We start from the raw sequence: 26,766 nt of genomic DNA, 5'->3' as shown, positions 1-26,766 counted from the left end.
AATCACTCGGCGCCGATGATGAAGGCTTCCAGCTGGGCGCGCGCGATGTCGTCGGCGAGCTGCTGCGGGGGGGACTTCATCAGGTAGGCCGAGGCGGGGATGACCGGTCCGCCGATGCCGCGGTCCTTGGCGATCTTCGCCGCGCGTACGGCGTCGATGATGATGCCCGCGGAGTTCGGCGAGTCCCACACCTCGAGCTTGTACTCCAGGTTCAGCGGCACGTCACCGAAGGCGCGGCCTTCCAGGCGGACGTAGGCCCACTTGCGGTCGTCGAGCCAGCCCACGTGGTCGGACGGGCCGATGTGCACGTCGTTGGCGCCGAGTTCCTTCTTGAGGTTGCTGGTGACGGCTTGGGTCTTGGAGATCTTCTTCGACTCCAGGCGCTCGCGCTCGAGCATGTTCTTGAAGTCCATGTTGCCGCCGACGTTCAGCTGCATGGTGCGGTCGAGCTGCACACCGCGATCCTCGAACAGCTTGGCCATCACGCGGTGGGTGATGGTCGCGCCGACCTGGCTCTTGATGTCGTCACCGACGATGGGGACACCGGCTTCGGTGAACTTCGCCGCCCAGACCGGGTCGGAGGCGATGAACACCGGCAACGCGTTGACGAACGCGACACCCGCGTCGATCGCGCACTGCGCGTAGAACTTGTCGGCCTCCTCGGAGCCCACCGGCAGGTAGGACACCAGCACGTCGACGTTGTTGTCCTTCAGCACCCGCACCACGTCGACCGGCTCGGCCTCGGACAGCTCGATGGTCTGCGCGTAGTACTTGCCGATGCCGTCGAGGGTCGGCCCGCGCTGCACGACGACGTCGCTCGGCGGCACGTCGGAGATCTTGATCGTGTTGTTCTCGCTGGCGAAGATCGCCTCGGCCAGGTCGAAGCCGACCTTCTTGGCGTCCACGTCGAACGCGGCGACGAACTTGACGTCGCGGACGTGGTACGGCCCGAACCGCACGTGCATCAGGCCGGGGACGGTCGCGGATTCGTCCGCGTCCTTGTAGTACTGCACGCCCTGGACCAGCGAGGAGGCGCAGTTGCCCACACCCACGATGGCGACGCGAACCTCTGTGGCGTTGTCAGCCTTCTTGACGTCACTCATGGCCGATATTTCCCTCTTTCTGTGGTGCCGCCTTCGTCGATTGCTCCGCCGCAATCAACTCGTTGAGCCAGCGCACTTCGCGCTCGCTTGATTCGAGTCCGAGTTGATGGAGCTGCCGGGTGTAGCGATCCAGCGACCCGCTGGCCTTCTTGATCGCCTCCCGGAGCCCCTCTCGGCGCTCCTCGACCTGACGCCGCCTGCCCTCCAGGATCCGCATCCGCGCTTCCGCGGGAGTGCGGCTGAAGAAAGCCAGATGAACGCCGAAGCCGTCGTCGGTGTAGTTCTGCGGCCCGGTGTCGGCGAGCAACTCGCTGAACCGTTCCCGCCCGGCCGGGGTCAATTGATAGACCCGTCGCGCGCGGCGTGTCGTCGCGCCCGCGGGGATCTCCTCGGCGATCAACCCGTCCGCCTGCATGCGGCGCAGTGTCGGGTAGAGCGATCCGTAGGAGAAGGCACGGAAGGCCCCGAGCAGGCCCGTCAACCGCTTGCGCAGCTCGTACCCGTGCATGGGCGCTTCCAGGAGCAGCCCGAGGATTGCCAGTTCGAGCACCGGGCTTCACCCCCTGACTGTGTACAGAACCTAACCGATGGATGCGACTTTCCACTATATCGGAGCGATACATCTGTGCACAGCCGTAGGCCCGGTGCGGCCGAACTCGCGGTTCAGCGAGTGGGTGGGAAGACCGCTAGCGGCTCGCCCGCGAAAGTGGTCGTCAGGTAGCCGGACGAGCCGTCCTTGCCCGTGACGTGGATCTCCACGACGGCGCCGCGATCGTATGGACCGTGCGTATCGAACTGCACGATGACCAGGGTGATCACGCCGTCCGGGCACCTCACCGTCCGCGGCGCACCGGCCAGCAGGCCTGCGATGGCGGGCACGTCGATGGCGGCCAGGTCGAAGCTGCGGGCCCCGCGTTCCCGCTGGGAGGTCCCGGAGGTGCGGAATTCGCCGTTGTAGTGGTAGTCGCCGGTCTCGGCGGCGCTGCCGGGCTTCTGCCGGTCCACAACCGCATACTTCGGATAGAACGTGACCTCGTCGGCGTTCATATCGCCGAATTCGGCCCGGTACTCCGCGAGGAAATAGGCCAGCCCCGCGCCGGTGGTCAAGTCGGGAACGTCCTCCCCGAAGCCGGGCAGATCGACACCGCAACGGCTGATCCCCCCGACCATCGCGCCTGCCACCAGGGCCGCGACGACCACCGACACCGGCGCCAGCCAGCGGCGCGGACGCCGCCGGTCGACCCGGACCACCGGGGCATTCGCCAGCCCGTCGGGGATCTGCAGATCATCGATCAACGCCTCGAGCTCGCCGAAGGACTTCGCGCGCATGGCTCGAGCGGTACGCGCGGCGTGCTCGTCGGCGGTGAGCTGGCCGTCAGCGAGCGCGGCGTCCAGCAGCCCGCACACGTCGGCGCGGTCGGTGTCGCGGGCCCGGACGTCGCTGTATCGGGTGGTCGCCATCGCTCATCCTCCGAACGGCCATACGCGGCGCACCTCGCCCGTCGGGGTCAGCACGAAGTGGCCGCTTTCTTTCACCGCGTTGCTCACGTAGACCTCGATGACGGGTTGCCCGGCAGCAACGCCGTACCCGGGAGACAGACCGTTCACGCCCACCTTGAAATGCGTGACGACGCCGCCGGGCACTCGGGTCATGGTGGCCGCGTCGGCGAGAGCCCTGCCGATCGCCTCCACGTTCAGTCCGGCCAGATCCACCGACGGCGTGTCCGCCTTGCGTGTCTCGATCTGCATGGACTGGGCGAAACCACCGCGGTAGTCGTACTGGACCTTCCGGTTCGGCTGGCCGGGCACAGCCCGGGTGAGCGAGGCGTGATCACCGTGCATATACAGCTCGTCCACCTGGAGGTCGCCGAATTTCCGCTGGTAGTTGCGCAGGAAGGTGGCGATCCCCTCGGTGGTGACCAGACTCGGCGTCGGGACCACCACGGGCTGCACCGCCCCCACGTCCACGACCGGCGGGGCTTGCGCCGTGGATCGCGGTTCCGCCTCCTTGGTGACCGCGAGAAAACCGGCGCAGGCGGCCAGCGCCGCTGCCACAGCGACCGCGGCCCGATACCACTGGGGTCGATGCGACCGCGGCGGTCGCGGCGCGGGGGCGACGTCGCGTGGCCGCTGGAGATCCGCGACCAGATCGTCCAGATCTCCCAGGGTGCGCGCTTCCGCGGCGAGTTCGATGAGGGCGTCGTGCTCGTCTTCGGACAGCTGGCCATCGGCACGGGCGCGGTCGAGCAGTTCGCGCGTAGTGGCGCGATCGGCATCGCGCGCCCTGGTGTGACCGGGATAACTGCCGCCGGAACCGGAGCGGCGCAATACTTTTCGCGCGCCCGACGGGCGCCGCGCGGCGAACCCGCGCGCAGCGGCCGGGGTTTGCAGGTCGGCGGTGAGCGCGGCCAATTCGCCGAGCGTCTTCGCCGCCGCGGCCTGCGCGATCCGGTCGTGGTACTCGTCGGCGCCGAGCTGCCCCTCGGCGTAGGCGGCATCCAGAAGACCGGATGCGTCGGCGCGGTCGAGATCACGCGCTCGCATGCGCCCGGATGCTGCGGTGGACACAGACGGATCGTAGTCCGGGTAGCGGCGCGACGCGCTGGATCGGCCCGGTCGGGAACGGTCAATCCGCAGCAGCCCGGGGCGGCCCGATTCCATCCCCGCTACTCTGGTTCTCGTGCGAATTCAGCGGCAAGTTGTCGACTACGCCCTGCGGCGCCGGTCGCTGCTGGCTGACGTCTATGCGGGCCGGGTCGATGTCGCCGAGGTGTGTGATGCGAATCCTTATCTCTTGCGTGCGGCGAAGTTCCATGGCCGCGGGAGCGAGGTCACATGCCCCATCTGCCGGAAGGAACAGCTGACCCTCGTATCCTGGGTCTTCGGCGACGGCCTGGGGCCGGTCGCCGGATCGGCTCGCACACCCGAGGAGCTTGCGCGACTCGCCGAGACGCGCGAAGAATTCTCGGTTCATGTCGTCGAGGTATGCCGGACCTGCAGCTGGAATCATCTGGTGCAGTCCTATGTACTCGGTTCCGCGCCGGCACCGCCGCGACGCCGCTCCGGGACACGCGCGAACCGGCGCACCGCCGCCGAATGAAGTGCCTGGGTCGTCCCCGGCGGGTGACTCGCGGAGCCGGCATGCGTCCGCCGCGGTGACGACTACCGCTGATTGCCACCTGGACCGCTACGAGTTATGGAGATCTTGTCAGTGAATTCGCCCTACGAGCCCTACGGCGATGAGCCACATGGCGGTCGTCCTCCGCAGAGTTCACGTCCAAGTCCCAACCCGTATCAGAATCCCCGTCCCGGACCACCTCCCGGCGCCCGTCCGGTCCCGCCGCCCGGTGCGCGCCCTCTCCCCGGTGAGCCGCGCGGCCCCCAGCCGCCGCGCCGTCCCGGCCCTCCGCCGAACGGTCGTCCTCCGCAGGGCGGCCGTCCGCCCCAGCCGGGCCGACCGCCACAGCCCAACCGCGGCGCGCCCAATGGTGGCGCTCCCGGCCCCCAGCCTGCCCAGCGGACGCAGCGGCCGGCTTCCCTGACCGAGGCGGTGAACGAACGCGACAGGCGCGGCCCCGCCACCGGACCGCGTCCGGCCACCGGCGCACGTCCGGCGGTGGACCGTGACGGACGTCGCGTCACCGGTAGCGGCCCCACGACCGGCGAACGCAGGCAGGCCGCGGGCGGTCCGCCGTCGGGCCCGCCGCCGCGCCGCGGCGGCAGCGGCGGCTCCGACGGGCCGGGAAGGCGGCAGCCCGGGCAGCAGAAGAAATTCCCATGGCGGATCGTGCGCCGCACCCTCTACGTGCTGATCGCGCTGGCCATTCTGCTGCCCAGCGGCATCTTCCTGGCCGCGTACACCACGGTGTCGGTGCCGCAGCCGGGGGACCTGAAGTCGAACCAGGTGGCGACCATCTTCGCCTCCGACGGCACCTCGGTGATCAGCAAAGTGGTTCCGCCGGAAGGCAACCGGACCGACGTCACCATCGACCAGATCCCGCCGCACGTACGCAACGCGGTGATGGCCGCCGAGGACCGCGACTTCTACACCAACCCCGGCTTCTCGATCTCCGGCTTCGCGCGCGCGGCCAGGGACAACGTTCTCGGCCGGGAGAGTGCGGGCGGTGGCTCGACCATCACCCAGCAGTACGTGAAGAACGCGCTGGTCGGTGACGAGCACTCGCTGACCCGCAAGATGCACGAGCTGGTCATCTCGGCCAAGATGGCGCGGCAGTGGAGCAAGGACGAGATCCTCGCCGCGTATCTGAACACCATCTATTTCGGTCGCGGCGCGTATGGCATCGACGCAGCGGCCAAGGCGTACTTCGGCAAGCCGGTGTCGGAACTCACCGTCGCCGAGGGCGCGGTGCTCGCCGCCACCATCCAGCTGCCGTCCAGCCTGGACCCGGAGAAGAATCCCGAGGGCGCGAAGACCCGCTGGAACTACGTGCTCGACGGCATGGTCTCCGGCGGCAACCTGAGCGCGACCGAGCGACAGGGCCTGCAGTACCCGCAGGTCGTCCCGCTCTCCTCGACTCGGGACAAGGCGCAGGACTCCGGCCCCGAGGGCCTGATCAAGACCCAGGTGCTCAAGGAACTCGGCGCGGCGGGCATCAGCGAGCAGCAACTGAACACCGCGGGCTTGCAGATCACCACCACGATCGACCCGAAGGCCCAGCAGGCCGCGGTCGACGCGGCCACCTCGAAGATGAAGGGTGAGCCGGAGCAGTTGCGTACCGCCGTGGTCTCGATCGATCCGCACACCGGTGCCGTGCGCGCCTACTACGGCGGCGACAACGGCCAAGGTTACGACTACGCCAACGCCGGTTTGCAGACCGGTTCGTCGTTCAAGGTCATCGGCCTCGCGGCCAACCTGGAGCTGGGCATCCCGCTGTCGCAGATGTACGACAGCTCGCCGCTGACCGTGAACGGCATCAAGATCTCCAACGTCGAAGGCGAGGGTTGCGGCACGTGCACCATCGCCGAGGCGCTGAAACGGTCACTGAACACCAGCTTCTACCGGATGGAGCTGGACATGCAGAACGGCCCGCGCAAGATCGCCGACATGGCGTACAAGCTCGGCATGCCGGACACCATCGCGGGAGTCGGCAAGACGCTCACCGAGTCGGACGGCTCCGGGCCCAACAACGGCATCGTGCTCGGCCAGTACCAGGCGCGGCCGCTCGACATGGCCTCGATGTACGCGACGCTGGCCGCCTCCGGCGTCTACCACGCGCCGCATTTCGTATCGAAGGTCGTGACCGCCGACGGTCAGGTCCTGCTCGACCGTGGTGAGGTAGCCGGTGAGCAGCGCGTTTCGGCCGCTGTCGCCGACAACGTCACCGCCGCGATGAAGCCGATCGCGGCCTACTCCCGTAACCACGGGCTGGCCAACGGGCGCGAATCGGCGACCAAGACCGGTACCGCGCAGCTGCTGGATACCGGCGAGAACAAGGACGCCTGGATGGTGGGCTACACCCCGTCGCTGTCGACGGCGGTGTGGGTCGGCAGCGTCGACAACTCGCCGCTGCGCAACTACAGCGGCGGCATGATCTACGGCTCCGGTCTGCCCTCCGACATCTGGAAGGCGACCATGGACGGCGCGCTCTCGGGGACTCGCAACGAGACGTTCCCGAAGCCCGCCCCCATCAAGGGCCAGGCCGGTGTCCCCGAATGGTCGGCGCCCTACACCCCGCCGTCCACTGTCGACTCTCCGCTTCTGCCACCCGTGGTGGTCGCGCCGACCCAGGTGGAGATTCTGCCCGGCATCACGATCCCGGTCCCCGGCGTCCAGCCCGCACCTCAGCAGCAGCGCCCGCAGCAGCAGCGTGAACCGGACTCCGGACCGCTGCCCGGCCAACCGGTCGCACCGTCCGACGGTGCCGCGCCGACGGCCACCGGCTCACCGAGACCCGGCAACAACGGCAACTCGGGTAACAACGAAGGCACGAACGGAACCGCTCCGACACGGGGCCGATAGTTCGCCGGCGCACAGGCCGGGTCCGACCGCATCAGGTCCGGTCCCGGCCTTCGTCGTATTTGCGCCGGATTGCCGAGAGACGGCTTGCTCCCTGGGCTGGTAATTCCGGGAAGCCGTGATCGATCGGTCCGGTCGGCGAATTCCATTCCCGGCGCCCTCGGATGCAAGTACATATCCGAACTTCGGCGGACAGGATCACCGTGAAAAACGCCCCTCTGGGCAGACATTATTGGTCAGCAGGCGGATCACCGAACTCGCCAAGGATGTCCAGACCAGAATGCGTTGATCATGCGGGCCATCCCCGCCCGGCGTCATTCATACCCAACGCATGAGAAAATACGGAAAGGCTCGACCGCCCAACAGCGGTCGAAAGACCGAATCCTTTCAGCCCTGGCCAACGTATCCGATCGCAGCCAGGGCCGACACGAAGGAAGAGATCAGATCGGAGTCTTGTACCAGAAACCATTCGGATCCTGGTAGCACCTCGGAGGCCGTGCGCGGATGGCAACGCGCGGAAGACCGAAGCCGACTCGGTCCGGACCGTGGGCCGTACTCCGGGTAGCCTCGGTTTCCGTGACCGATCAGCAGCTGGTGGAGCCACGGAGGAATGGGAGGGCACCGCTGTCGGACCAGAAGGCGCCCGGTGGGGCGTACTACGCCGCCCCTGCTCCGCTCGCCTCTGATCTGCGATCGGCGGACGCGCGAGACCGGCCGAGTCGCAACGATTCGCTCGCCGCGCAATTGTCGACGGTGATCGGTGGGCCGGTCGGTGATCATGCGCTGATCGGGCGGGTGCGGTTCTGGACGCCCATGCGGGTGCTGATGGCGTTCGCCCTGATGTTCCTGGCGCTCGGCTGGTTCGGCAAAGCGGGATGCATCCAGCAGACCACCGGCGCGGACGGTCCCACGCTCGACTGGAACAACGGCCGCCAGTACGTGGCGATGTGCTATTCGGACACCGTGCCGCTCTACGGGGCCGAGCGCCTGAACGAAGGCGCCTTCCCGTACAAGAAGCAGTGGACCGAACAGACTCCCGACGGTGGACGGGAGACGCGGTACATGGAATATCCCGTGCTCTCGGGCCTGTACCAGTACCTTTCGATGCGGATCGCGAAGAGCTGGGACGCTTCGCCGCTGCCCGGCGCGCTCCAAGTGGTGATCTACTTCAACATCGTCGCGGTCGGTCTCGCCATGGCCTGGCTGATCACCGTCTGGGCATCGGCGTTGCTGTCCGGCCGCCGGATCTGGGACGCGGCGCTGGTCGCCTGTTCGCCGTTGGTGATCGTGCACGCCTTCACCAATTTCGACGCGCTCGCGACCGCCTTCGCCGCGACCGGCCTGCTCGCCTGGGCCCGGCGCAAACCCGTGCTGGCGGGCGTGCTGCTCGGTCTGGGCGGCGCCGCCAAACTGTATCCGCTGCTGCTGCTCGGGCCGATCCTCGTGCTGTGCCTGCGTACCGAGACGAGGCAACGCACGCTGCGCACGCACCTCGGCCTGCGGATACGCGACATCGACGGCTGGCCGACCTTCCTGGCGTGGGTGCGGGAGACGCCCTACCGCATCCAATTCCTCAGCGCCCGACCGATCGGCGCCGCGTCCGTCGCGATGTGCGCCGCGCTGGCGACCTGGCTGGTGGTGAACCTTCCGATCGCCGCGTTGTTCCCGAACGGCTGGCAGGAATTCTTCCGGCTCAACACCACCCGGCACGCCGACCCGGACTCGATCTACAACGTGATCTCCTCGTTCACCGGCTGGCGCGGCTTCGACGGCGCGCTGACCTACGGGGAGCAGCCCGCGATCCTGAACGCCGTCTCACTGCTGGCGTTCGTCGCGGCCTGCGCGGTGATCGCCTACATCGGATTCACCGCGCCTCGACGGCCGCGGCTGGCGCAACTGTGCTTCCTCGTGGTCGCGGCGTTCCTGCTGACGAACAAGGTGTGGAGTCCGCAGTACTCGTTGTGGTTGGTGCCGCTGGCCGTCCTGGCGCTGCCGCACCGGCGCATCCTGCTGACTTGGATGACCGTCGACGCGCTGGTCTGGGTGCCGCGAATGTTCTACTACCTCGGTTTGGACCGCAAAGGTTTGCCAGAGCAGTGGTTCACCGGCACCGTCGCCCTGCGCGACCTGGCGGTGGTGGGACTGTGCGCCCTGATCGTGCGCCAGATCTACCGCCCGGAGGAGGACCTGGTGCGGCGCGACTTCGTCGACGACCCGGTCGGCGGTGTCGTCGACCGCATGCCGGATCCGCCGCTGCCCTGGCTGCCTGAGCCGCTGCGGCCGCGTACGGCGGTCGCGGGCGGCTGACCCGGTCGCCGGTTCAGGCGCTCACCTCGTACGCAGGAAGCGCGCCTGCCGTTCCGGCTCGTGCGGCAACAGGTCCAGATCGAGTTGCCACGCGCTGCCGGTCCATGGATCGAACAGCGGCGTGCCGCCGATCGTCGGCAGGTGGCGGCACGACTGCGACAGCATCGCCACGGTGGTGTCGGCCGAATCGGATTCGTTCGCGCCCACGATCACGATGGACAGTCCGATCAGCTCGCCGCGCGTGATCAACGCGCCGATGCGCTGCGCGTCCGAACTCTGGTAGCCGTGCGGGAAGTCCGCGGCCAGCAGGACCCGGTGCTCGCTGGGCGGCGTGAAAGCGCCGCTCGTATAAGCCAATTCGGCCAGTTCGGCCGCGTCCACCAGCGCTTGCAGCCGCGCCGAGATGTCGGCGTGGTCGGTGATCGGCGGTCCGTTCAGCACGGGAGCGAGCAGGCCGGTGAAGCCGCCGAACGCATCGGTGAGGTCGATGATGTCGACCAGCGTTCGCCGTTGCGGCGCCGTGGCGAGCAACCGCGCCAGCAGTGCGCCCACGACCGGCGCGACCGCACGGGTCGACTCGGCATCGATCCACAGCGGCCGATTCAGCGGCACCGGAACACAGTACGGAATACGCAGCGATCCCCGGTCGAGCGCGTACAACTCACCGAGCCGGATACCGTCGCTCGGCGCGGACGGCTTGTCCCAAGCGGGTGAGTCCCAGGACGCGAGGGCGCGCGGCAGCACCCGGTCGGCCGCGGCGAGTTCGCCCATCAGCTGTTCGGCATCCCGCTGGTGGTTGCGCTCGGCGGTGTCGACTAGTTCGTCGTGCCGTTGCTGCGCGGCGCTGCGCGCCTGCTCGGCCGCCGGAGTGTTCCTGGTCGCGGGATCGGAGACGGCGAGCGACAGCTCGTGATCCAACCGCTTGGCCGCGTACTCACGTGCCGATACCAGCGCGGCGGCCGACCGCGCCGCGTCCTCGAACACCATCCACAGCCGTTCCAGGCCGTGACCGACTTCCAGCGGCGCACCGGCAGCGGCGATCTGCGCGTCACCCGCCAGTGGACCGGACATGGTGTGCGTACCGGGTTGGTCGGCCTGCTCCGGGGCCGCACCGTCGACCTCGACGCCGTGCGCGGTGAGCAGCACGGCGAGGCCGCCCGCGTAACCCTGGCCCACCGCCCGCAGTTTCCAGGCCGGACCGCGCCGGTACACCTCCAGGCAGATCAGCGCCGTCTCACCGGACGACGGGGTGATCGCGAATTCGGCGGTCGCGCTGCCGTTCTCGGACAGGGTGGCGGTGACCGGCCCGAGCCCGCCCGCCCGCGCGGGGGCGGCCGGATCGACGCTGACCACGAGTAGTACGGCCTTCGCGTCCGCGCGCACCTCGGTGAGCGTGATCGTGACCCCGTCGGCCGCCAAGGCGACCCCTGCCGTGGCGGGCTGGTTGTAGAAGACGAAATCGTCGCTGGAGAACACCTTCAGGTTCTCCGCCACCACCAGCGCGGAAACATCGAGGGCAGCCTCGGCTTTCGCACTGAAACGAACGACCTCACCGGTCAACGGGATGTTCTGACCGGCCTGCAGTTGAATCACCTTGTCCGCCCTGCTGTCCCGCCGCCGATCAACCGTTGACGAGGAAGCGGCCGAGCTGCGGCACCGCCTCACCCGGATGCTTGGCCTGGAAGCCTTCGCCGAGCGCCTGCAGTTTCCAGTCGTTGCCCACCCGGTACAGCTTGGCCATCGCCATCGCGGTGAACGGCATGCCGCCCGCGAGGGTGTATCTGGCCAGCTCGCCGTTGTTCGTCCCGTCGACCAAGCGGCAGAACGCGTTCTGCACCTGCTCGAAGGTGTGGCCCTTGTAGGAGGTCACGATGAACAGCAGCGTGTTGACGTGCGCGGGGACGCGGGTCAGGTCGACCAGGATCACCTCGTCGTCGCCCTCGCCCTCACCGGTGAGGTTGTCGCCCTGGTGGCGGATGGAGCCGTCTTTGGAAGTCAACTGTCCGTAGTACGCGACGTCCACCGGGTTCATGTCGGCGAACATGATGACCGACGCGTCGAGGTCGATGTCGACCGTGCGGTTGCCGAACATGCCGCGGCTGCGCACCGGATCCCAGCCGAGACCCATCTTCACGAAGGTCAGCGCGGCGCCTTCCTTGCGCAGCGTGACGCGCTGCCCCTTGACCAGGCTGACCGGGCGGTCCTTGCTGAGGCTGACCTCGGCGGGCTGCTGCGGCTGCGGCGGCTGGCCGGGCGGCGGGTAGCCGGGCCCGGGGCCGGGCGGCGGCGGGTAACCCGGACCGGGCGGCGGATAACCAGGGGCACCCTGCGGTGGCTGGCCGGGGCCGGGCGGCGGGTAGCCAGGTCCGGGCGGCGGATAACCACCGGTCGGCGCGTACTGCGGCGCCTGCTGCTGGGTGGGGTACGCCGGGGTGGTCGGCGGCGGGTAGTTCGGCTGCTGCTGGACGGGCGGCTGCTGAACCGGCTGCTGCGGAGGCGGCGGCGGGGCCTGGGGAGCCTGAGCGGGCTGGGCGGGAGCATCGTCGACCGTCACACCGTGATCGGTGACCAGCGCGGCGAAACCGCCCGCGTAGCCCTGTCCGACCGCACGCACCTTCCACGCACCCTGGCGGCGGTACAGCTCGAGCGCGATCACGATCGACTCGGTGTTCAGCCCGTCGATCCGATAGGCGTACAACTGATTTCCGGCCGCATCCGACACGATCGCGGTCGGGGCGGGGAACCTACCGAAATTGCTGTTCGCGTCGTCGAGCGTGATCACAGCGCGAATCTGATCGATGTCGGCGGGCACCGCGTTCAGCGACACAGCCAGCGACGCGGGCTGGCCCGCGGGCGCAGGCTGCAGATTGACCCCGGGGCCGCTCGGCTGGTTGAAGAAGACGAAATCCGCATCGGAACGGACCTTGCCCCGCTCGGTGACCAGTAGCGCCGACAAATCCGCCGGCGCCGTGAGCTGGACGGATATCACCACGTCGTTGGTGGCCAGCGGACCGTTCTGGCCCTTGGCGAGAGTTGCGGACAAGTTCGACCCTTCGCTTGTCGGTGCGTTCGCCTGACACTCTACGAGAAACGCGCTGCGCGGCGCTGGAATCGAACGGCCGTGCTGCCCCGACACCCACGGAACCATCGGTTAGGGTGACGGCACGTAGATGGAATACGGCGATCCCACCGTGTTCCCGATCGAGACAGCAGGCAAACATTCCATGGCGCAACTGTTCGAGCAGTCGAAGAAGGTGATCGAGGCCCGTCTGGCCGGCACCAGCCTCCGCGCGATCTCCGGTTCGATGATCGCCTACGAGGGAAACGTGCAGTTCAAGGCGGCCGGCTTCGGCGGTGGCGACGGCGTGCTCGCCGGGCTGAAGCGCCGAGCCACCGGTGAGAAGCTCTCGCTGATGGAGTGCGCCGGTCACGGACGAGTGTTCTTCGCGGTCAACGGCCAGCACGTCACCGTCGTCGACTTGAACAACGAGACGCTGCAAGTGGAGTCGCAACAACTGCTCGCGTTCGCCGGGAACCTCCGCACCGACGTGCGTTTCGCCGGTTTGCGCGGTGCGTCGACCGGACAGGGCCTGTTCACCACGACTGTCTCCGGCCAGGGCCAGGTCGCGCTGCTCTCGGCCGGCGGTCCGCTCATCCACCTGGAGGTCTCGCCGCAGTACCCGCTGATCGTCGATCCGGACGCGTTCGTCGCGGCGCGCGGAAACCTCAACCAGTCCTTCGTCACCGACGTGTCCTGGCGCAGTTTCGTCGGTCAGGACGCGGGCGAGGCGTTCTCGCTGCGCTGGGACGGCCACGGCGTGGTGTTGATCCAACCGGCGGAACGGTAGAGACGGATGTTCGAGAAGATCAACGGCAAAGTCGTCAAGGTCAACGTCGGAATGGCGGGCGGCGTGGTCGCTCGCAACGGCGCGATGCTGTTCTACACCGGCGATGTTTCCTTTGCCCCCCACCAGGTTCCGGGGGCGCAAGGGATGGGCGGCATGGGCGGGCTGATGGGGCTCGCGGGCCGCGCGATGGCGGGTGAGCACGAGCGCACCATGCTCGCGCAGGGCAATGGCGAGGTCCATTACGGATTCGCCGGCCTGGAGGTGCACGTCGTGCACATGCAGCCGGGTGCGACGTTGCGCGTCGAGGCTTCGCGACTGCTCGCCAACACCGCCGGATTGCAGAGTTCGGTGGTCTCCGTGATGAGTTCGGGTGGCGGAGGCGGTGGCGGCCTGATGGGCGCGCTGCGTGGCGCCGCCTCGGGGGCGTTGACCGGACAGGGCCTGTTCACCACCCAGTTGTCCGGGCAGGGCGCCGCGGTGCTGCTCGCGCACGGCGGATTCCTGGAATTGCAAGTAGGCGGCCCGAATCCGGTCGTGGTCGATCCGCAAGCCTTCGTCGCCGCCTACGGCAATGTGCAGACCGAGCTCAAAGCGGCGCTGAGCTGGCGGGACGCCGTCGGGCGCGGTTCCGGCGAGGCGATGCAGTTGCATTGCGTCGGGCAGGGCGTCGTCTACGTGCAGGCCTCCGAAGAGAAGTTGTGAGCATGTCCCAGATCCTCAACCCCATGAACCTCGGTGAGAGCGACAACATCCCGGGAAACAGCTACGCCTACTGCATCGACCTGAACAAGCCGTGGTTCATGCGCAAGGGCGCGATGATCGCCTACTACGGCGACATCCGGTTCCAGGCGCTCAGCCACGGGTTGCAGGGCGGACTGCTGCACATGGTGTCGCAGCAGTTCTCGGCGCCGCTGTTCACCGGCGACTACGTCGTCGCGGAGGGGCACGGCAAGCTGATCATCGGCGACCGTGGCTACGACATCAACTCCTACGATCTCGAGGACAACGGCAACCTGACCATCCGGGCGGCGAACCTGCTGGCCTTCGAGCCGGGCCTGTCGCTCAACCAGTCCATCGTGCCCGGGTTCCTCACGCTGATCGGCACCGGCAAGTTCCTCGCCTCTTCCAACGGGCCGGTGATGTTCGCCGAGCCACCGCTGCGCGTCGACCCCGAGTCGCTGGTCGGCTGGGCGGATTGCCCCTCCCCGAGCCACCACTACGACGAACGCTGGATCTCGGGTTTCCTGGCCGCCGGTGCGGCACGATTCGGCGTGAACTCCGGTGAGGAGCGCCAGTTCGATTTCACCGGCGCGGGGACCGTGCTGATCCAGTCCAGCGAGAAGGTGCTCAGCGACTCGGTGCTGGTGCGCACCATCGAGGGACAGATCCAGAGCGGCATCACCGTCGGCGGCCTGCAACGACTGCAAGGACTCATCGCCCAGCAACTGGCCGGGCACCAGCAGTACTGAAACGCGGCGGCGACGCGAATCGGGTACCGACGGTCGCGGCCGTGCCCGCGTAATCACTCGCGTGGGGGATTCGCGGCCCGCCGGACCCGGATACCGTTCATTCGTGTTTCACATCCTCCCCTCCCAGGTTCTGCGCGCGACCCTGCCTGCGGCAATCCTTGCCGCGGTAGTCGCGGTGCCCGCCGCCGCGACGCCGATTCCTTCGGTGCCCGCCGTGCCGGAACCGGCGCGATTCGTCGGTGCCGCCGCGAGCGGCGAACCGGTCACCGGCATCCCACCGGTCCCGCAGAACCCACATCTCGCGCCGAACGGAAACTCGGGAGTCCACAACGACGGGTGGATGAGCGATACCTACCGCCGCCCCGGTCCGCTCGGCCGGTCACCGCGGACCGATTCCCTGCTGCTCGGCAGCGAGTGCGGTTCGGTGGCGTTCGACCGCGCCGGACGCATCGTCAGCACCTGCCTGGGGCTGCAACCGGGCCTTTACCTCATCGACCCGACGACGATGAGCGTCCTCGGCAAACATCCACTGCCGGGCAAGAATCCCCTCGATACGCTGCGGCCCGGCGCTTTCGACAATTTCGGCGGCGGCGGGTACTTCTACCTCGATGACGAAGACCGCGCCGTGGTGGGCACCAGCACCGGACACATTCAAGTGTTCGCCGAGAACCCCGCCGCCGACGGGTTCTCGCTGGTACGCGACTACGACCTGACCGGCGTGCTGCACCCGGAGGAGACGCTGAACTCCGCACTGCCGGACTCGAACGGCCTGATCTGGTTCGTGGCCAAGACGAACGGCGTGGTCGGCACACTGGATCCGGATACCGGAGCAGCGCAGGTGGTTCGGCTCGGAGACGGTACGGAGAATCAGATCGAGAACTCGTTCGCGGTCGGTGCGGCCGGTGAGGTCTACATCGCCACCAACCGGCGGCTCCTGCGTTTCGACGCCGGTCCCGACGGCGCGCCCCGGATCACCTGGCAAACCACCTACGCCAACAGCAACCAGCGCAAGCCGGGCCAAGTGGACGACGGAACCGGCACCACGCCCACCGTCCTGCCCGACGGCTATGTCGCCATCACCGACAATGCCGATCCGATGAACGTCGTCGTCTACCGCACCGCGCCCTCGGTCGCCGAACGGCAGGTGTGCGCGGTGCCGGTGTTCGAGCCGGGCCACAGCGCCACCGAGAACTCGCTGATCGGCGCGGGACGCTCACTCATCGTCGAGAACAACTACGGCTACGGACACCCCGACGCGGTCGCCTCCGGCAAGACCACCGCCGCGGGCTTCGCCCGTGTCGACATCGACGCCGACGGCAACGGCTGCCATCTGACCTGGACCAACGCGGTCGAAGCCGCGCCGTCGGTGGTACCGAAGCTGTCCCTGGCCACCGGGTTGATCTACACCTACACGAAGGGCACCGATCCGAGCGATCCCTGGTACTGGACGGCCCTCGACTACCGCACCGGCGCGACCGTGTGGAAACAGCTGTCCGGCACCGGCCTCGGCTTCAACAACAATTACGCCGGAATCGCCCTCGGCCCCGACGGAGCGGCCTACCTCGGCACACTCGGCGGACTGGTGTCGATGCGCGACAGCGGGTGAGCCGGGGCGCGAACAGGCTTGTGGACGTATCACCCACGGAGAGCGAAGGATTCGCGACAGGTCGGTGAACTCGTCTCGATGTTCCCCAGGGCCGGTGACGGTCGGCGGAGAATCGAAAGATGGCTGACTTGGCGCTTTCGCCGCAGCGCCGCACGGCGCTGACGAACCTCGTCCAAGACGAATCCACCTTCGCGACAGCGTATCCGCGGGTCGCGGACTACTGGTCCACCGCGGGCCGGTTGCCCGGCACCGGTGACGACATCACCGACGCCACGTTCGACCTACACCTACTGCACTACATGACCGGCGGTGCCAGCACGAATCCGTACTGGGACATCGTCGCCGCCGCGGTATCGCCCGGACCGAGGGAGCGCGCGAACCGCGCCGAGGTGAACGGCGGCAACCCGAAAGGCAGCGCGCGGCTGGCGTATGCGCAGATCGTGCTGCAAGCCGCGTACGCGTACGCGATCCCCGCACCTGCCACACTGCGCTGGGTAGCGGACGTCGCGCAGGGCAGGCCGGTGCTGGAAGTCGGCTCCGGGCGCGGTTACTGGGCGCATCAGCTCACCCGAATCGGCGTGCCCATCAGCGCTTTCGACTCCCACCCGCCGGACCGGGCGACCAACACGGCCTTCCCCGCCGCGCCGGGGCAGGCCGCCACCTGGCATCCCACCGCCACGCCGCCGTCTTCCACGGCCGATCTGGTCGCCGGGCACGCCGACCACGCGCTGTTCCTCTGCTGGCCGCCCGGCTGGGAGAACCCGATGGCCTCCAGCACCCTCGCCGCCTACCAGGAGGCGGGCGGCTCGTCGCTGATCTACATCGGCGAAGCACGCGGCGGGCGGACGGCCGACAGCGCGTTCTTCGACCTGCTCGAAGCCGGATGGACCTTGCTCGACCAGGACCCGGGCTATATCTCGTGGTGGAATCTCGGCGACCGGGCACAGTGCTGGCAGCGCCGGTAGGGGTCAGCTCGCGCGCTGGAACTCCCACGGGTCGTGCGCGCTGATCAGGGTGACCTCGTCGCCGTGATCGCGGTGTAGCTCGCGCAGCCGAGCCTGGGTGCCCAGCCGCAAGTCGTGGTGGACCTCGGAACCGGTCTGCACGACGTCGAGCACCGGGTGCGGCTGCGGAGCCGGATCGAGTTCGCGGTGGTAGTAGTACGCGTCGCCGCAGTGCAGCAACCAACTGTCGCCGTGGCGAACGGCGACCCCGGTGTGGCCCGCGGTGTGCCCGCCCAGCGGGATCAGCTGGAAGTCGTCGGGCAGGTCCTTCGGTTGGATCGCGTTGAAACCGAACCATTGTCCGGTCGGTTCCGACGGGTAGGCCACCCAGTTCGGATCGTGCGCCCAGTGCGCGGAGCGATAGCGGAAGCTCGGCGCTTCGGCCTGCGCCGCTGCCAGTTCGGCGGCGAGGACGTGGACCTGTGCGTGCGGGAAGTCGGGCAATCCGCCGCAGTGGTCCACGTCGAGGTGGGTGAGGATGATGTGCCGGACGTCGGCGGGCTCGTAGCCGAGCCGTTCGACCTGCCGGATCGCGGTTTCGTCTTCGGAAAGGATGGGCTGGGCCATCGCCACCCAGTCCGCGCCGAGGGTGCCCGCCGGGTCGCGCACGTCGTCCAGTCCGATGCCCGTCTCGATCAGGACCAGGCCGTCGGACGCGGTCTCGACCAGCAGGCAGTGGTTCACGGCATGCGCGGGCGCGGGTCCGTCGTAGGTGGCTTCGATCTGCCGAACCGATCCGCAATTGAGGTGATGGATTGTCATGTGAGCTAGTCTGTGACTTGAAGCGCGGTTCAAGTCAAGGAGACGAGATGGCCGACCTGCTCGATATCGCCGAGGTCGGCGAACAAACCGGCCTCGCCCCCTCCGCCCTGCGTTTCTACGAGAAACGCGGACTCATCGCCCCGACCGGCCGCAACGGCCTGCGCCGCACCTACCACCCCGACGTCCTGAACCGCCTGGCCCTCATCCTCTGCGCACGCGGCGCCGGTTTCACCCTCACCGAAATCGCCCGCTTCCTCCGCGCCTCCCCCTCCGACGCCGAACTACGCGCCCGCATGGCCGAAAAAGCCCGGCAACTCGACGACGACATAACCCGCCTCATCCGCATGCGCGACAGCCTCCGCCACGCCGCCACCTGCACCCACGACCCCCTGGTCGAATGCCCGGACTTCAAGTCGACCTTCGACCCCGCCGCCGACCTGGTGTGAGTCGACGGACGCATGATCGAGGCGGAACTCGAGGCTCGGGTCCGTGACGTCGAGTCCGTGCATGCTGCGTTGGCGGCACGGAGCGCAGGTCAACGCTCGAAGTACAAGGACACCTACTATGACCTCGCGGACGAGCGATTGTCTTCGGAGGGCTGCTTCGAAAAGCACTGCATCGATTATCGATTCGCATCCGGAGGGCGCGACTTGCTGGCCACGCTGGTGACCGTCCCCGAATTGGACGGCACGTTCATCGAGCTGGAAACCATCGTGCCCGAAGCGGAGCTGGCGGAAGCGCTGGAAATCGTGCGTACCACGTTTCGTCGACTCGGAATCCAGGACGGCGATCTCACCACCGAGCAGTACACCGATGCCGTCCTGGCTACTCGGAAGGCGTCGGAGCAGCCTTGATGAACCAGTTGATGATCTCCTCGCCCGCGAGGATGCCGGTGGCTCGGGTGACGGTGAGGTTGGGGTGGGTCCAGTTGAGTTGTTCGAGTTCGCCGTGGCGGGGGCGGATGGCGGAGTCGGCGGCGCGCAGCATTTCGGCGTCGAGGGCGCCGTCGCCCGCGGCGAGGGTGCGCGCCTCGTCGGCGAGTTCCCGGTTTTCCCAGAGGCGATTGCGCACCTCGGCGACCGCGCGGCTCTTGCAGACCGCGACCGGCATGGTGTAGATCTTGCGGCCCTGCTGGGAGGCCGACCAGCCGCGCGGACGGCACCAGTCGTCCCACTCGGCGAGGAATCCCTCGGGGACGGCTTTGGGCTTGACCACCAGATAGCAGAACAGGTGGTCGGCCACGCGGAACTTGGTGACCCAGGAGTCGTCGATGCGGGTGTGCAATTCCTTGCTCACCTCGGACAGGGTGGCCCCACCCGCACGGACCTTGGCGTCGATGTCGATGCGCCAGCTCAGATCGGGCACGCCATCCACCAGGATGTTCCCGCCGTTGCTCGTGATCGCGTAGCGCCACGGCGCTCCGGGCAGCCGGATGCGGTCGAACTGTTTGATGGTGCGGGTGGTGGTGGGAACGACGGCGGCGGGTTCGGTCAGGGTCTGCATCCGCAGCGCCGCGGTGGTGGTCATGAACGAAAGCGGCGCCCCTTCCAGATGCTCCACGCAGACCGTCGGCACGTCGGCGGTGGTGCTGAAGGCGTTACGCGAGTAGATCATCGTCCGGTCCAGGTCGGTCGCGATCAGCGCCCGTCTTCGATGGGTTGCCGGGGATAGGTTCACTGCTGCACGTCCTTGATCAATCCCATACACGAATATGCCAGGTCGGCGACGATTTCGACCGGGACACCCCGGGCCGAGGCGAGCATCCGGATGTGCGCGTGCTCCGGGGCGTCCGCCTCGCGCACCAGCACCCGCCACGGCACCCGCCGCAGCAGCACCCGCGTGGTCTCGCCGACACCGGGCTTCACGAAGTTCACGCTGGTGATGCCGTACCGCTCCCGCACCTGCTCCACCGATGCCCAGCCGGTCCAGGTGGGCGTCCGGTCGCTCGCGCGGATCGCGGCCACCTCGGCGGGCACCCGATCGCGGATCGCGTCGAAGGCGCCGCTCACGGTGTCCAGCAGGCGCCCGGACACGTCGTCACCGGCCAGTTCGCGGTAGAACTTGGCGCCGTGGAAATCGCCGGGTCCGATCAGCGTGTCGTTCAGAACCGTGCGCGAAACCAAGCCGGAGACAGTCGAATTCAGGCAGGCCGAGGCGATCAGGAAGTCGTCGCGGGTGCCGTAGGTGCGCACGCAGTGCCCTGGATCGGCCAGCACCGCCAATTCGTCGTCGAACCGCGGGCCACCGGCGGCGTGGTAGGCGTCCAGCGCTTCGGTCAGTTCGCGGGTGATCGCGCCTTTGCCGGTCCATCCGTCCACGAACACGACCGAGGACGGATCGTGCTGCTCGGCCAGATAGTCCAGCGCCACCGCGTCGATGCCGCGATCCCGCACGATCGACACCGCGTAGTGCGGCACCTCCAGGCTCGGACGCCGCGAACGCAGCCACCGGCGCATGAGAATGCCGACCGGCGTGCCCGCGCGGGCCAGCGACACCAGGACGACGTCCTCGCCACGTTCGGCGACGACCAGCTCCGACACGGTCGCCACGGCCAGCGCGAGCCGTTCGGCGCTGGCCGCGAGCACCTCGTCGAACAGCGCCCGGTACGACGCGTCGGGCTGATATTCGATCGGCAGCGACTCCGCGTAGTGCGCCTTCCCGGCCTGGATCCGCCGTTCCCGCTCGGCGATGTCGGCCTCCAGGTCGACTTCCGACAGATCCTTCAGCAGCCAGGAAACTTCCTCGGCCGCGTAGGAGCCGAATTCCGGTCCGTGCAGCGGGATGGGTAGCGCGCCCACCCTGGTACCGGTCATATCCGGCTCCCGTTCGACTCCACGCGTTCGGCGTACAGCCGCCGCGGATCCGCCTCCGGCAGCACCGCGAGTAGCACGTCGGCCCCGGAAGCGGTCAGTACATCGATCAGCCCGTGTTCGGCCGTCAGCTCCGCGGTGTCGGCAGGCGAGTCGACCACGACGACGAGCACCGGATCGGCGGCCGGGCCGTCGCCCTCCGCGCCGCTGTCCACACCGTCGTCGGTGATCGTCACGGCGGCATCGCGCTCCGACGGGGCGGCGACCAGCCCCGCCAAGTCGGCCTCGAACAGGTCGAGCGAGGTCGCGGGCCACTGCGCGTTGTAGAGATAGCGCGGCGCGGCATCGCCCGGCTCGGGCGCGGTGAAGCGAAACCCTCGCCGCAACGGATATCCCGGCTCATCCAGCACGTACGCGGGCGATCGCGTGGTGGTCTGGAAGCGGGTGGGCGTGCCCGACTCGGCGAGCAGCGCCGCCAATCGCAGGGGCAGGTACATCAGCTCCTCGTGTCCGAGCACGATGACGGGCCTGCCCGCGAAGTCCGCGTCGAGCCGGGCGGTCAAAGCCTGGCCTGCTTCCAGCAGCGCCGCCTCGAACGCGCCGATGTCGGAAGCGAGTACGCCGTGCCTGCCACCCTCTGGAACCGCGGTCGGCCAGGGGAGTTCGACGCGCCCGAACGAACCGAGATGCGCGGCGGTCGGGTTGAGCCGCGGTTCGGGAAGGGCGCCGACCGCCTCGACCAGCCCGTCGGGCAGCGACGCGCGACCGATGGCGAGACAGACCGTGTCGATCCGGGCACCGAGTTCGGCCGCGGCCGCGTCGAATCGGGCGCGATCGGCCTCGGTGCGCAGATCGACCAGTGACGCGAGCACGTAGTGCGCACGGGGCGCGAAGGCGTGCAGCGCGCGCACCGCATCGATCGCCGTCGCGCCGGTGGAAATCTCGTCATCGACGAGTACCAGCGGCAGATCGTTGACGAAGATGTCGGCAGGCGCCGGTTGCAGCAGGTGGGAAGTGGCGTGCGAGTGCCCTTCCTCGAAACCGGCGAGCGTCGACGCGTGCGGCACCGCGCGCCGGGTCGAATGCAGGTAGCAGCTCGCGCCGATTCGCGCGGCCACACAATGACCGAGACCCGTTGCGGTCTCGGCGAATCCGAGCACGACGGCATCGCGCTCACCGAGCACCGCGCGGACCAGATCGCCCAGCTGATCGCCCGCACCGAGCACTACCCGCGGATCGGTCGGCAGATGCTTGCCCAGCACGGTGGAAACCAGCAGGTGCGCCCGGCGCCGATTGTTGTGGCGCACACCCGGCTGCACCAGGGCCGTGATCGGCAAACGCGCCGTGCGCAGCCGGTCCGAGCCGAGTTCGCGCACCGGATCGTGATGCAGGTCTATACCGAGTACTTTTGTCGCCCAGAATGTTTCGTTGTCGCCGAAATCGGTCGCGGTTCGGCTCATACGGTGACCAACGCCGTCAGCAGATCCACGAACGACACTCCCTTGTTCGCCACGCCGAACACCCGCGCGCGCAACAGGGTCTGTCGCGCCCAACTGCGATGCGGCCGCATCTCGTTCATCTTGTTCCGGTAGCCGGAGGCCGCCACGCCGCCGACGTCGTCGCGCAGGATGTCCAGCGCGTCCGAGTACTCCTCGTGTGTCACCACCGACAACGCGTGCACGGCCGCCACGTGGGACGGGTGGATCACCGTCTTGCCCTGGATGCCGTTGGCCCGGTCCAACGTGATCTCCCGCAGCAAACCGTCCAGATCCCGGCTGACCAGGTACTGCCGGAACGGCACCGCGTCGGACTCCTCGAACGGCGCCGTCCGCAGCAGCGGCCGGAACATCCGTTCGTGATCGGCGAAGTACTCCCACACCGGCCCCGTGATGACGAATCCGGTTCCGTCCGCGCGCCCCAGGTAGTTCACGATGTCGGCGATGACGTCGGCGACCACGCGCACGTCGTAGATGGTCAGGTCGCGGTCGCGCCGGATGCCGAAGGTCGAGCACATGTCGGTCGCGCCGACCCGCACCGCGAGCACCCGGTCCCGGTGCGCGGCCAGCAGCGCCGCGATCTGGGTGAGTTCGTAATCGCGGGTCTCCCGATGCACCAGCCCCGCCGACTCCAGCACCGGCATCCCGTACAGCGGCCGGCCCAGCCGCTGGGCCGCCACGTTCAGCGCGTTGAGGTACTTCGGCCCGGTGACGCTGTCGAACTTCGGGAACACGAACCCGGTCAGCACCTTGGCGCCCGGTCCGAGTTGCTCGATGAGCTCGGTGATCGTGTCCGCGTCGCGCACCCGAACGAACAACAGCGGGTTGGCGTCGTGGCTGCCCGCGAGCAGATCCAGCGCGTCGACGGTCTGCCGCTTGGCGTACTCCACCTCGTGATCGGCCACCGCGTCCTCGAGGTCGATCACCATCGAACACACGCCGTGCCCGGCCCGCCTGCCGATCGTCAGCGCGAGATCGGGCCTGGTCGCGGGCGCGTACAGCGTCGCACCGAGACCGATCGCGAGCAGCTCGCGGTCGGTGTTGTCGTCGCCGAACGGTTCGGGCTGCCGGTGGAAAAGACGCCTCGCCTCCGGTCCGGGCAACTGCCGGAAGTGGCGCAGCGGCATTCGCTTCCGCAGGGAAACCTCCTGCTGGACGGCGATGCCTGCGGTCATCGTTGCCCCATTCTCATTCTCGTCGTGGTCCTGCTTGTCTTCTCATTCGATCCACTACCCCGGCTATGAATTCGGTGACGGCATCCAGTTCCGCCACATAGGCCCAGTAGTCGGGGTGACGCCCCGACAGTGTTTCGCTGATTCGGTCGATTCGTGCCGCTTGCGCGTCGAGGACCGAGCCCCATTCGGCGACCAGCCCGCGGCTCACCGCGAGCATCTGGGCGTCCCGCAGCCGGAATCGTACGGCCTTGGCCTGTTCGTGCGGGTCGGACCGAATCGCACGCAGCAGGCTGAGCCGCTTGGTGACGGCGTCGACTCGCTGCTCGGCCTCGGCGAGGAACCCGCGCGCGGATGTGGTCAGATCAAGTGCAAACTCCGGATTGTTCTCTACCGCCGCCGCACGAGCCCTGCCGAGGGCCGCGTCCGCGGCCTCGATGGCTCGCTGACTTTCCCGCTCATTGTTAGCCAGATCGGCCGAACTCGCAGCATTGAACTCGCGCAGCAGCGCCGAGAACGCCTGCGGAACGCCTTCGGCCCTGGTCCGGACGGCGGCAAGCCGGGTTGTCACGGACGATATCGCGTTGTTCGCGGCCGCCGCCCGAGATGGTGCTTGCGCCAACGCATCCGCCAGCTCGTTGGTGACCGCCTGCAGATGGTTCGCGGCCTCCCGCACGGTGCCCGCGGACCCGCCGGAGCCCGCCGCCTCCAGTGTGACCAGCGCCTCATCGACCGCGGCGGCGTGCCTGCGCACCGACGGATAGTCCGCGAACTCCGATTCGGCGGCCCGCCCGCGCACACCGGCCGCGGCGACCTTGACCTGCTGGGCCAACTGCGGCACCGCGCCGAGCACCGCCACCGACTCCTCCAGCTTGCCCTGGTCGCCGCGATAGAACTCGTCGACCGCGCGCGCCGCGTCGGCCAGTTGCCGTACCGCCGCGTCGACGCGCTGCCGGCCCTGCGGCACCGGCGGGCCGCCCTGCTGCGCGGCCTCCAGCTCGGCGCTCAGCGTCAGATACACCTCCGCGGCGCCATAGCACCTGTGCCGCAACGGTTCCCAGCGCGCGCCCGTGCGCCGCTCGGGGAAGATCTGGTCGGCGGCGTGCACCGCGGCCTCGGCCGCGCTCTGGCGCCGATCCATGTCGAGGAAAGCCGTCGCCAGCGTCGTGCGGGCATGCTCGATCCACTCGTCGTTCTCCGACGAACGAAACCATCCACGCCTCCGGCCTGCCACGCCCCGATGGTAGGAGATCTTCCTGTTCGCCGGGGGTTACGCGGGTTCCTACGAAAGTTCGCGGAAACCTACTACTGTCGATGGCGTCCCCGGCGATCCGGACATGCTGGGAACCAATGACGGACTATTGAAAGGGAATCCCGCATGGGTGTCAGTTTGTCCAAGGGCGGCAATGTCTCGCTGACCAAGGCGGCGCCTAACCTCACTGCTGTCTCGGTCGGCCTGGGGTGGGATGTGCGGACCACCACCGGCACCGACTTCGACCTCGACGCCAGCGCCATCGCGACCGGCGGGGACAAGAAGGTCCTGTCCGACCAGCACTTCGTCTTCTTCAACAACCTGCGTTCTCCCGAGGGCTCGATCGAGCACGCGGGCGACAACCGGACCGGCGAAGGCGAGGGCGACGACGAGGTCATCAACGTCGACCTGGCGAACACCCCGCCCACGATCGAGAGCATCTTCTTCCCGGTCTCGATCTACGACGCCGACTCCCGGTCGCAGTCCTTCGGCCAGGTCCGCAACGCCTACATCCGTGTCGTGGACCGCAGCAACGGCGAGGAGCTCGCCCGCTACGACCTCACCGAGGACGCCTCGACCGAGACCGCCATGGTCTTCGGCGAGCTGTACCGCAACGGCGCGGAGTGGAAGTTCCGCGCGATCGGTCAGGGCTACGCCTCCGGTCTGGCGGGCATCGCCCGTGATTACGGCGTGAACGTCTGAGCAACACTTAGCTGTTCACAGGGGGCCCGGCGACGGGCCCCCTCGTCGTGCCACCCAGGCATGCCGGCGCCCTGGGAGCAACGTTGGACAACCGGCGATCCAGCAGCCACGCTGGTAGCAAACGTCGCCGCCTCGTTTTCACTCACGAAAGGTCCCAGCGTGGTCCTGCGCATATTCGGCATGTCCCTCGTCGTCACGGTGCTCTCGCTCGTCGTCGCGGTCGTGTACGGCGGACCGACCGCCCTCGCGCTCGCCGCGATCCTCGGCATCCTCGAGGTGTCGCTCTCGTTCGACAACGCCGTGATCAACGCCACCGTCCTGGAACGGATGAGCGCGTTCTGGCAGCGGATCTTCCTCACCGTCGGCGTGCTGATCGCCGTGTTCGGCATGCGGCTGGTCTTCCCGCTGGCGATCGTGTGGATCACCGCGGGGCTGGATCCGGTGCGGGCCTTCGACCTGGCCCTCAACCCGCCCCCGGACGGCGCCCTTACCTTCCCGGACGGCAGCCCGAGCTACGAGAAGCTGCTCACCGACGCGCATCCGCAGATCGCGGCGTTCGGCGGTATGTTCCTGGCCCTGCTGTTCCTCAACTTCATCTTCGAGGAACGCGAGATCACCTGGCTGAGCTGGCTGGAGCGGCCGCTTGCCAAGGCGGGCAAGCTGGACATGCTCTCCGTGGTGGTCGCGGGTGCGGGCCTGATCCTCACCGCGGAGTTCATCGCCGACGAGGCGCACCGCTCGACCGTGCTGGTCGCGGGCCTGCTCGGCATGATCACCTACATCGCGGTGGACGGGCTCGGCTCCATGTTCCACACCGAGGAGCAGAGCGGAGGGCCGTCGGAGCTGGTCAAGGCCACCGGTAAGGCGGGCTTCTTCCTGTTCCTCTACCTGGAGGTGCTCGACGCGTCGTTCTCCTTCGACGGCGTGATCGGCGCGTTCGCCATCACCTCCGACCCGATCATCATCGCGCTCGGCCTCGGCCTGATCGGCGCCATGTTCGTCCGGTCGATCACGGTGTACCTGGTTCGCAAGGGCACGCTGTCGGAGTACGTCTACCTGGAGCACGGCGCGCACTGGGCGATCGGCGCGCTCGCGGCGATCCTGCTGGTCTCGATCGGAGTGCACATCAACGAGGTCGTCACCGGCCTGGTCGGCGTCGCGTTCATCGGCGCGGCGTTCATCACCAGCATCGTCCGCAACGGCCGAGCGGACGAAGAGGAACTGGACAGCGAACGGGAACCGACGCCGGTAGGCTGAT

Annotated in this window: 24 protein-coding genes; 12 read left to right on the top strand and 12 right to left on the bottom strand. The window is 68.2% G+C overall.

The annotated features are described in order from the left end of the window. Positions 1-2 precede the first annotated feature (2 nt). The 4 genes from ACIHAX_RS06415 to ACIHAX_RS06400 form a co-directional block, all read right to left on the bottom strand. Positions 3-1,103, bottom strand: a complete 1,101-nt coding sequence (locus ACIHAX_RS06415) for an inositol-3-phosphate synthase (protein WP_355071185.1) — start codon at positions 1,101-1,103, stop codon at positions 3-5. After that, positions 1,096-1,653, bottom strand: a complete 558-nt coding sequence (locus ACIHAX_RS06410; RefSeq protein ID WP_039803160.1) for a PadR family transcriptional regulator — start codon at positions 1,651-1,653, stop codon at positions 1,096-1,098. Before ACIHAX_RS06410 ends, ACIHAX_RS06415 begins: the two co-directional genes overlap by 8 nt. Positions 1,654-1,766: 113 nt before the next feature. Then, complete coding sequence (locus ACIHAX_RS06405; protein WP_397276131.1) at positions 1,767-2,564, bottom strand: DUF1707 domain-containing protein; 798 nt, start codon at positions 2,562-2,564, stop codon at positions 1,767-1,769. 3 nt (positions 2,565-2,567) lie between these two features. Then, positions 2,568-3,671, bottom strand: coding sequence for a DUF1707 domain-containing protein (locus tag ACIHAX_RS06400; RefSeq protein ID WP_364424816.1), 1,104 nt, complete (start codon positions 3,669-3,671; stop codon positions 2,568-2,570). A gap of 112 nt (positions 3,672-3,783) precedes the next feature. Between ACIHAX_RS06400 and ACIHAX_RS06395 the strand changes: the two genes are divergently transcribed. The 3 genes from ACIHAX_RS06395 (at position 3,784) to ACIHAX_RS06385 (ending at position 9,387) form a co-directional block, all read left to right on the top strand. Continuing rightward, a complete protein-coding gene (locus ACIHAX_RS06395) occupies positions 3,784-4,203 on the top strand; it encodes a DUF5318 domain-containing protein (protein WP_355071181.1) in 420 nt (139 codons plus the stop codon). A 450-nt stretch (positions 4,204-4,653) separates the two neighbouring features. Beyond that, on the top strand, positions 4,654-7,083 hold the full coding sequence (locus ACIHAX_RS06390; protein WP_397276129.1) for a transglycosylase domain-containing protein: 2,430 nt from the start codon (positions 4,654-4,656) through the stop codon (positions 7,081-7,083). Between the two features lie 573 nt (positions 7,084-7,656). Then, positions 7,657-9,387, top strand: a complete 1,731-nt coding sequence (locus tag ACIHAX_RS06385) for a glycosyltransferase family 87 protein (protein ID WP_397276127.1) — start codon at positions 7,657-7,659, stop codon at positions 9,385-9,387. A 21-nt stretch (positions 9,388-9,408) separates the two neighbouring features. Here the strand turns inward: ACIHAX_RS06385 and ACIHAX_RS06380 are convergent, their stop codons facing one another. Continuing rightward, positions 9,409-10,980 (bottom strand): TerD family protein, encoded by a 1,572-nt coding sequence (locus tag ACIHAX_RS06380; RefSeq protein WP_397276124.1) that lies wholly within the window; start codon positions 10,978-10,980, stop codon positions 9,409-9,411. A 28-nt stretch (positions 10,981-11,008) separates the two neighbouring features. After that, positions 11,009-12,430 carry a TerD family protein gene (locus ACIHAX_RS06375; RefSeq protein WP_355071175.1) on the bottom strand — a complete coding sequence of 474 codons (1,422 nt, stop codon included), beginning with the start codon at positions 12,428-12,430 and terminating at the stop codon, positions 11,009-11,011. 181 nt (positions 12,431-12,611) lie between these two features. On the opposite strand from ACIHAX_RS06375, the gene ACIHAX_RS06370 reads away from it, so the two are divergent. From ACIHAX_RS06370 to ACIHAX_RS06350, 5 genes are all read left to right on the top strand, one after another. After that, the gene (locus ACIHAX_RS06370) at positions 12,612-13,235 is read left to right on the top strand and encodes an AIM24 family protein (RefSeq protein ID WP_364424877.1); all 624 of its coding nucleotides are present in this window, start codon (positions 12,612-12,614) and stop codon (positions 13,233-13,235) included. 6 nt (positions 13,236-13,241) lie between these two features. Further along, a complete protein-coding gene (locus ACIHAX_RS06365) occupies positions 13,242-13,937 on the top strand; it encodes an AIM24 family protein (RefSeq protein ID WP_356963104.1) in 696 nt (231 codons plus the stop codon). A 2-nt stretch (positions 13,938-13,939) separates the two neighbouring features. Continuing rightward, entirely contained in the window at positions 13,940-14,704 is a 765-nt protein-coding gene (locus ACIHAX_RS06360) for an AIM24 family protein (RefSeq protein WP_355072070.1), read from the top strand. Positions 14,705-14,807: 103 nt separating this feature from the next. Further along, the gene (locus tag ACIHAX_RS06355; protein ID WP_397276121.1) at positions 14,808-16,310 is read left to right on the top strand and encodes a hypothetical protein; all 1,503 of its coding nucleotides are present in this window, start codon (positions 14,808-14,810) and stop codon (positions 16,308-16,310) included. 119 nt (positions 16,311-16,429) lie between these two features. After that, positions 16,430-17,275, top strand: a complete 846-nt coding sequence (locus tag ACIHAX_RS06350) for a hypothetical protein (protein ID WP_355071170.1) — start codon at positions 16,430-16,432, stop codon at positions 17,273-17,275. A gap of 3 nt (positions 17,276-17,278) precedes the next feature. Here ACIHAX_RS06350 and ACIHAX_RS06345 read toward each other — a convergent pair whose 3' ends face one another. After that, positions 17,279-18,076 carry an MBL fold metallo-hydrolase gene (locus tag ACIHAX_RS06345; RefSeq protein WP_356963106.1) on the bottom strand — a complete coding sequence of 266 codons (798 nt, stop codon included), beginning with the start codon at positions 18,074-18,076 and terminating at the stop codon, positions 17,279-17,281. Between the two features lie 47 nt (positions 18,077-18,123). On the opposite strand from ACIHAX_RS06345, the gene ACIHAX_RS06340 reads away from it, so the two are divergent. Both ACIHAX_RS06340 and ACIHAX_RS06335 read left to right on the top strand, forming a co-directional pair. Next, positions 18,124-18,522, top strand: a complete 399-nt coding sequence (locus ACIHAX_RS06340; protein ID WP_397276118.1) for a MerR family transcriptional regulator — start codon at positions 18,124-18,126, stop codon at positions 18,520-18,522. Between the two features lie 12 nt (positions 18,523-18,534). Next, complete coding sequence (locus tag ACIHAX_RS06335; RefSeq protein ID WP_397276116.1) at positions 18,535-18,930, top strand: hypothetical protein; 396 nt, start codon at positions 18,535-18,537, stop codon at positions 18,928-18,930. On the opposite strand, the gene ACIHAX_RS06330 is transcribed toward ACIHAX_RS06335, so the two are convergent. From ACIHAX_RS06330 to ACIHAX_RS06310, 5 genes are read right to left on the bottom strand one after another with little or no spacing between them, the layout of a single operon-like run. Then, a complete protein-coding gene (locus tag ACIHAX_RS06330; RefSeq protein ID WP_397276349.1) occupies positions 18,902-19,690 on the bottom strand; it encodes an HAD family hydrolase in 789 nt (262 codons plus the stop codon). The genes ACIHAX_RS06335 and ACIHAX_RS06330 overlap by 29 nt on opposite strands. 59 nt (positions 19,691-19,749) lie before the next feature. Then, positions 19,750-20,889, bottom strand: a complete 1,140-nt coding sequence (locus ACIHAX_RS06325; protein WP_355071157.1) for a cysteine protease StiP family protein — start codon at positions 20,887-20,889, stop codon at positions 19,750-19,752. Next, a complete protein-coding gene (locus ACIHAX_RS06320) occupies positions 20,886-22,346 on the bottom strand; it encodes a phosphoribosyltransferase family protein (protein WP_364424825.1) in 1,461 nt (486 codons plus the stop codon). Before ACIHAX_RS06320 ends, ACIHAX_RS06325 begins: the two co-directional genes overlap by 4 nt. Continuing rightward, positions 22,343-23,557 (bottom strand): HpcH/HpaI aldolase/citrate lyase family protein, encoded by a 1,215-nt coding sequence (locus ACIHAX_RS06315; RefSeq protein WP_355071153.1) that lies wholly within the window; start codon positions 23,555-23,557, stop codon positions 22,343-22,345. The genes ACIHAX_RS06320 and ACIHAX_RS06315 overlap by 4 nt, the downstream gene beginning before the upstream one ends. 13 nt (positions 23,558-23,570) lie before the next feature. Then, positions 23,571-24,788 (bottom strand): hypothetical protein, encoded by a 1,218-nt coding sequence (locus ACIHAX_RS06310; protein WP_355071151.1) that lies wholly within the window; start codon positions 24,786-24,788, stop codon positions 23,571-23,573. A 144-nt stretch (positions 24,789-24,932) separates the two neighbouring features. On the opposite strand from ACIHAX_RS06310, the gene ACIHAX_RS06305 reads away from it, so the two are divergent. Further along, positions 24,933-25,508: a TerD family protein gene (locus ACIHAX_RS06305; RefSeq protein ID WP_355071149.1), complete on the top strand. Its 576-nt coding sequence runs from the start codon at positions 24,933-24,935 to the stop codon at positions 25,506-25,508. Positions 25,509-25,667: 159 nt separating this feature from the next. Beyond that, positions 25,668-26,765: a DUF475 domain-containing protein gene (locus ACIHAX_RS06300; protein WP_355071148.1), complete on the top strand. Its 1,098-nt coding sequence runs from the start codon at positions 25,668-25,670 to the stop codon at positions 26,763-26,765. Position 26,766: the final 1 nt, after the last annotated feature.

Source organism: Nocardia sp. NPDC051929 (assembly GCF_044548645.1).
In the GTDB taxonomy this organism is placed as follows: domain Bacteria; phylum Actinomycetota; class Actinomycetes; order Mycobacteriales; family Mycobacteriaceae; genus Nocardia; species Nocardia sichangensis.
Note: the sequence above shows the minus strand (reverse complement) of the source record. Positions and strands in the feature narration are given on the sequence as shown.

What these genes read in the sequence shown, in the direction of transcription:
- ACIHAX_RS06340 (WP_397276118.1), top strand. Translation starts at nt 18,124, where the DNA reads ATGGCCGACCTGCTCGATATCGCCGAGGTCGGCGAACAAACCGGCCTC.
- ACIHAX_RS06305 (WP_355071149.1), top strand. Translation starts at nt 24,933, where the DNA reads ATGGGTGTCAGTTTGTCCAAGGGCGGCAATGTCTCGCTGACCAAGGCG.
- ACIHAX_RS06320 (WP_364424825.1), bottom strand. Translation starts at nt 22,346, where the DNA reads ATGAGCCGAACCGCGACCGATTTCGGCGACAACGAAACATTCTGGGCG.
- ACIHAX_RS06335 (WP_397276116.1), top strand. Translation starts at nt 18,535, where the DNA reads ATGATCGAGGCGGAACTCGAGGCTCGGGTCCGTGACGTCGAGTCCGTG.
- ACIHAX_RS06325 (WP_355071157.1), bottom strand. Translation starts at nt 20,889, where the DNA reads ATGACCGGTACCAGGGTGGGCGCGCTACCCATCCCGCTGCACGGACCG.
- ACIHAX_RS06365 (WP_356963104.1), top strand. Translation starts at nt 13,242, where the DNA reads ATGTTCGAGAAGATCAACGGCAAAGTCGTCAAGGTCAACGTCGGAATG.
- ACIHAX_RS06345 (WP_356963106.1), bottom strand. Translation starts at nt 18,076, where the DNA reads ATGACAATCCATCACCTCAATTGCGGATCGGTTCGGCAGATCGAAGCC.
- ACIHAX_RS06360 (WP_355072070.1), top strand. Translation starts at nt 13,940, where the DNA reads ATGTCCCAGATCCTCAACCCCATGAACCTCGGTGAGAGCGACAACATC.
- ACIHAX_RS06415 (WP_355071185.1), bottom strand. Translation starts at nt 1,103, where the DNA reads ATGAGTGACGTCAAGAAGGCTGACAACGCCACAGAGGTTCGCGTCGCC.
- ACIHAX_RS06350 (WP_355071170.1), top strand. Translation starts at nt 16,430, where the DNA reads ATGGCTGACTTGGCGCTTTCGCCGCAGCGCCGCACGGCGCTGACGAAC.
- ACIHAX_RS06405 (WP_397276131.1), bottom strand. Translation starts at nt 2,564, where the DNA reads ATGGCGACCACCCGATACAGCGACGTCCGGGCCCGCGACACCGACCGC.
- ACIHAX_RS06330 (WP_397276349.1), bottom strand. Translation starts at nt 19,690, where the DNA reads ATGATCTACTCGCGTAACGCCTTCAGCACCACCGCCGACGTGCCGACG.
- ACIHAX_RS06315 (WP_355071153.1), bottom strand. Translation starts at nt 23,557, where the DNA reads ATGACCGCAGGCATCGCCGTCCAGCAGGAGGTTTCCCTGCGGAAGCGA.
- ACIHAX_RS06370 (WP_364424877.1), top strand. Translation starts at nt 12,612, where the DNA reads ATGGCGCAACTGTTCGAGCAGTCGAAGAAGGTGATCGAGGCCCGTCTG.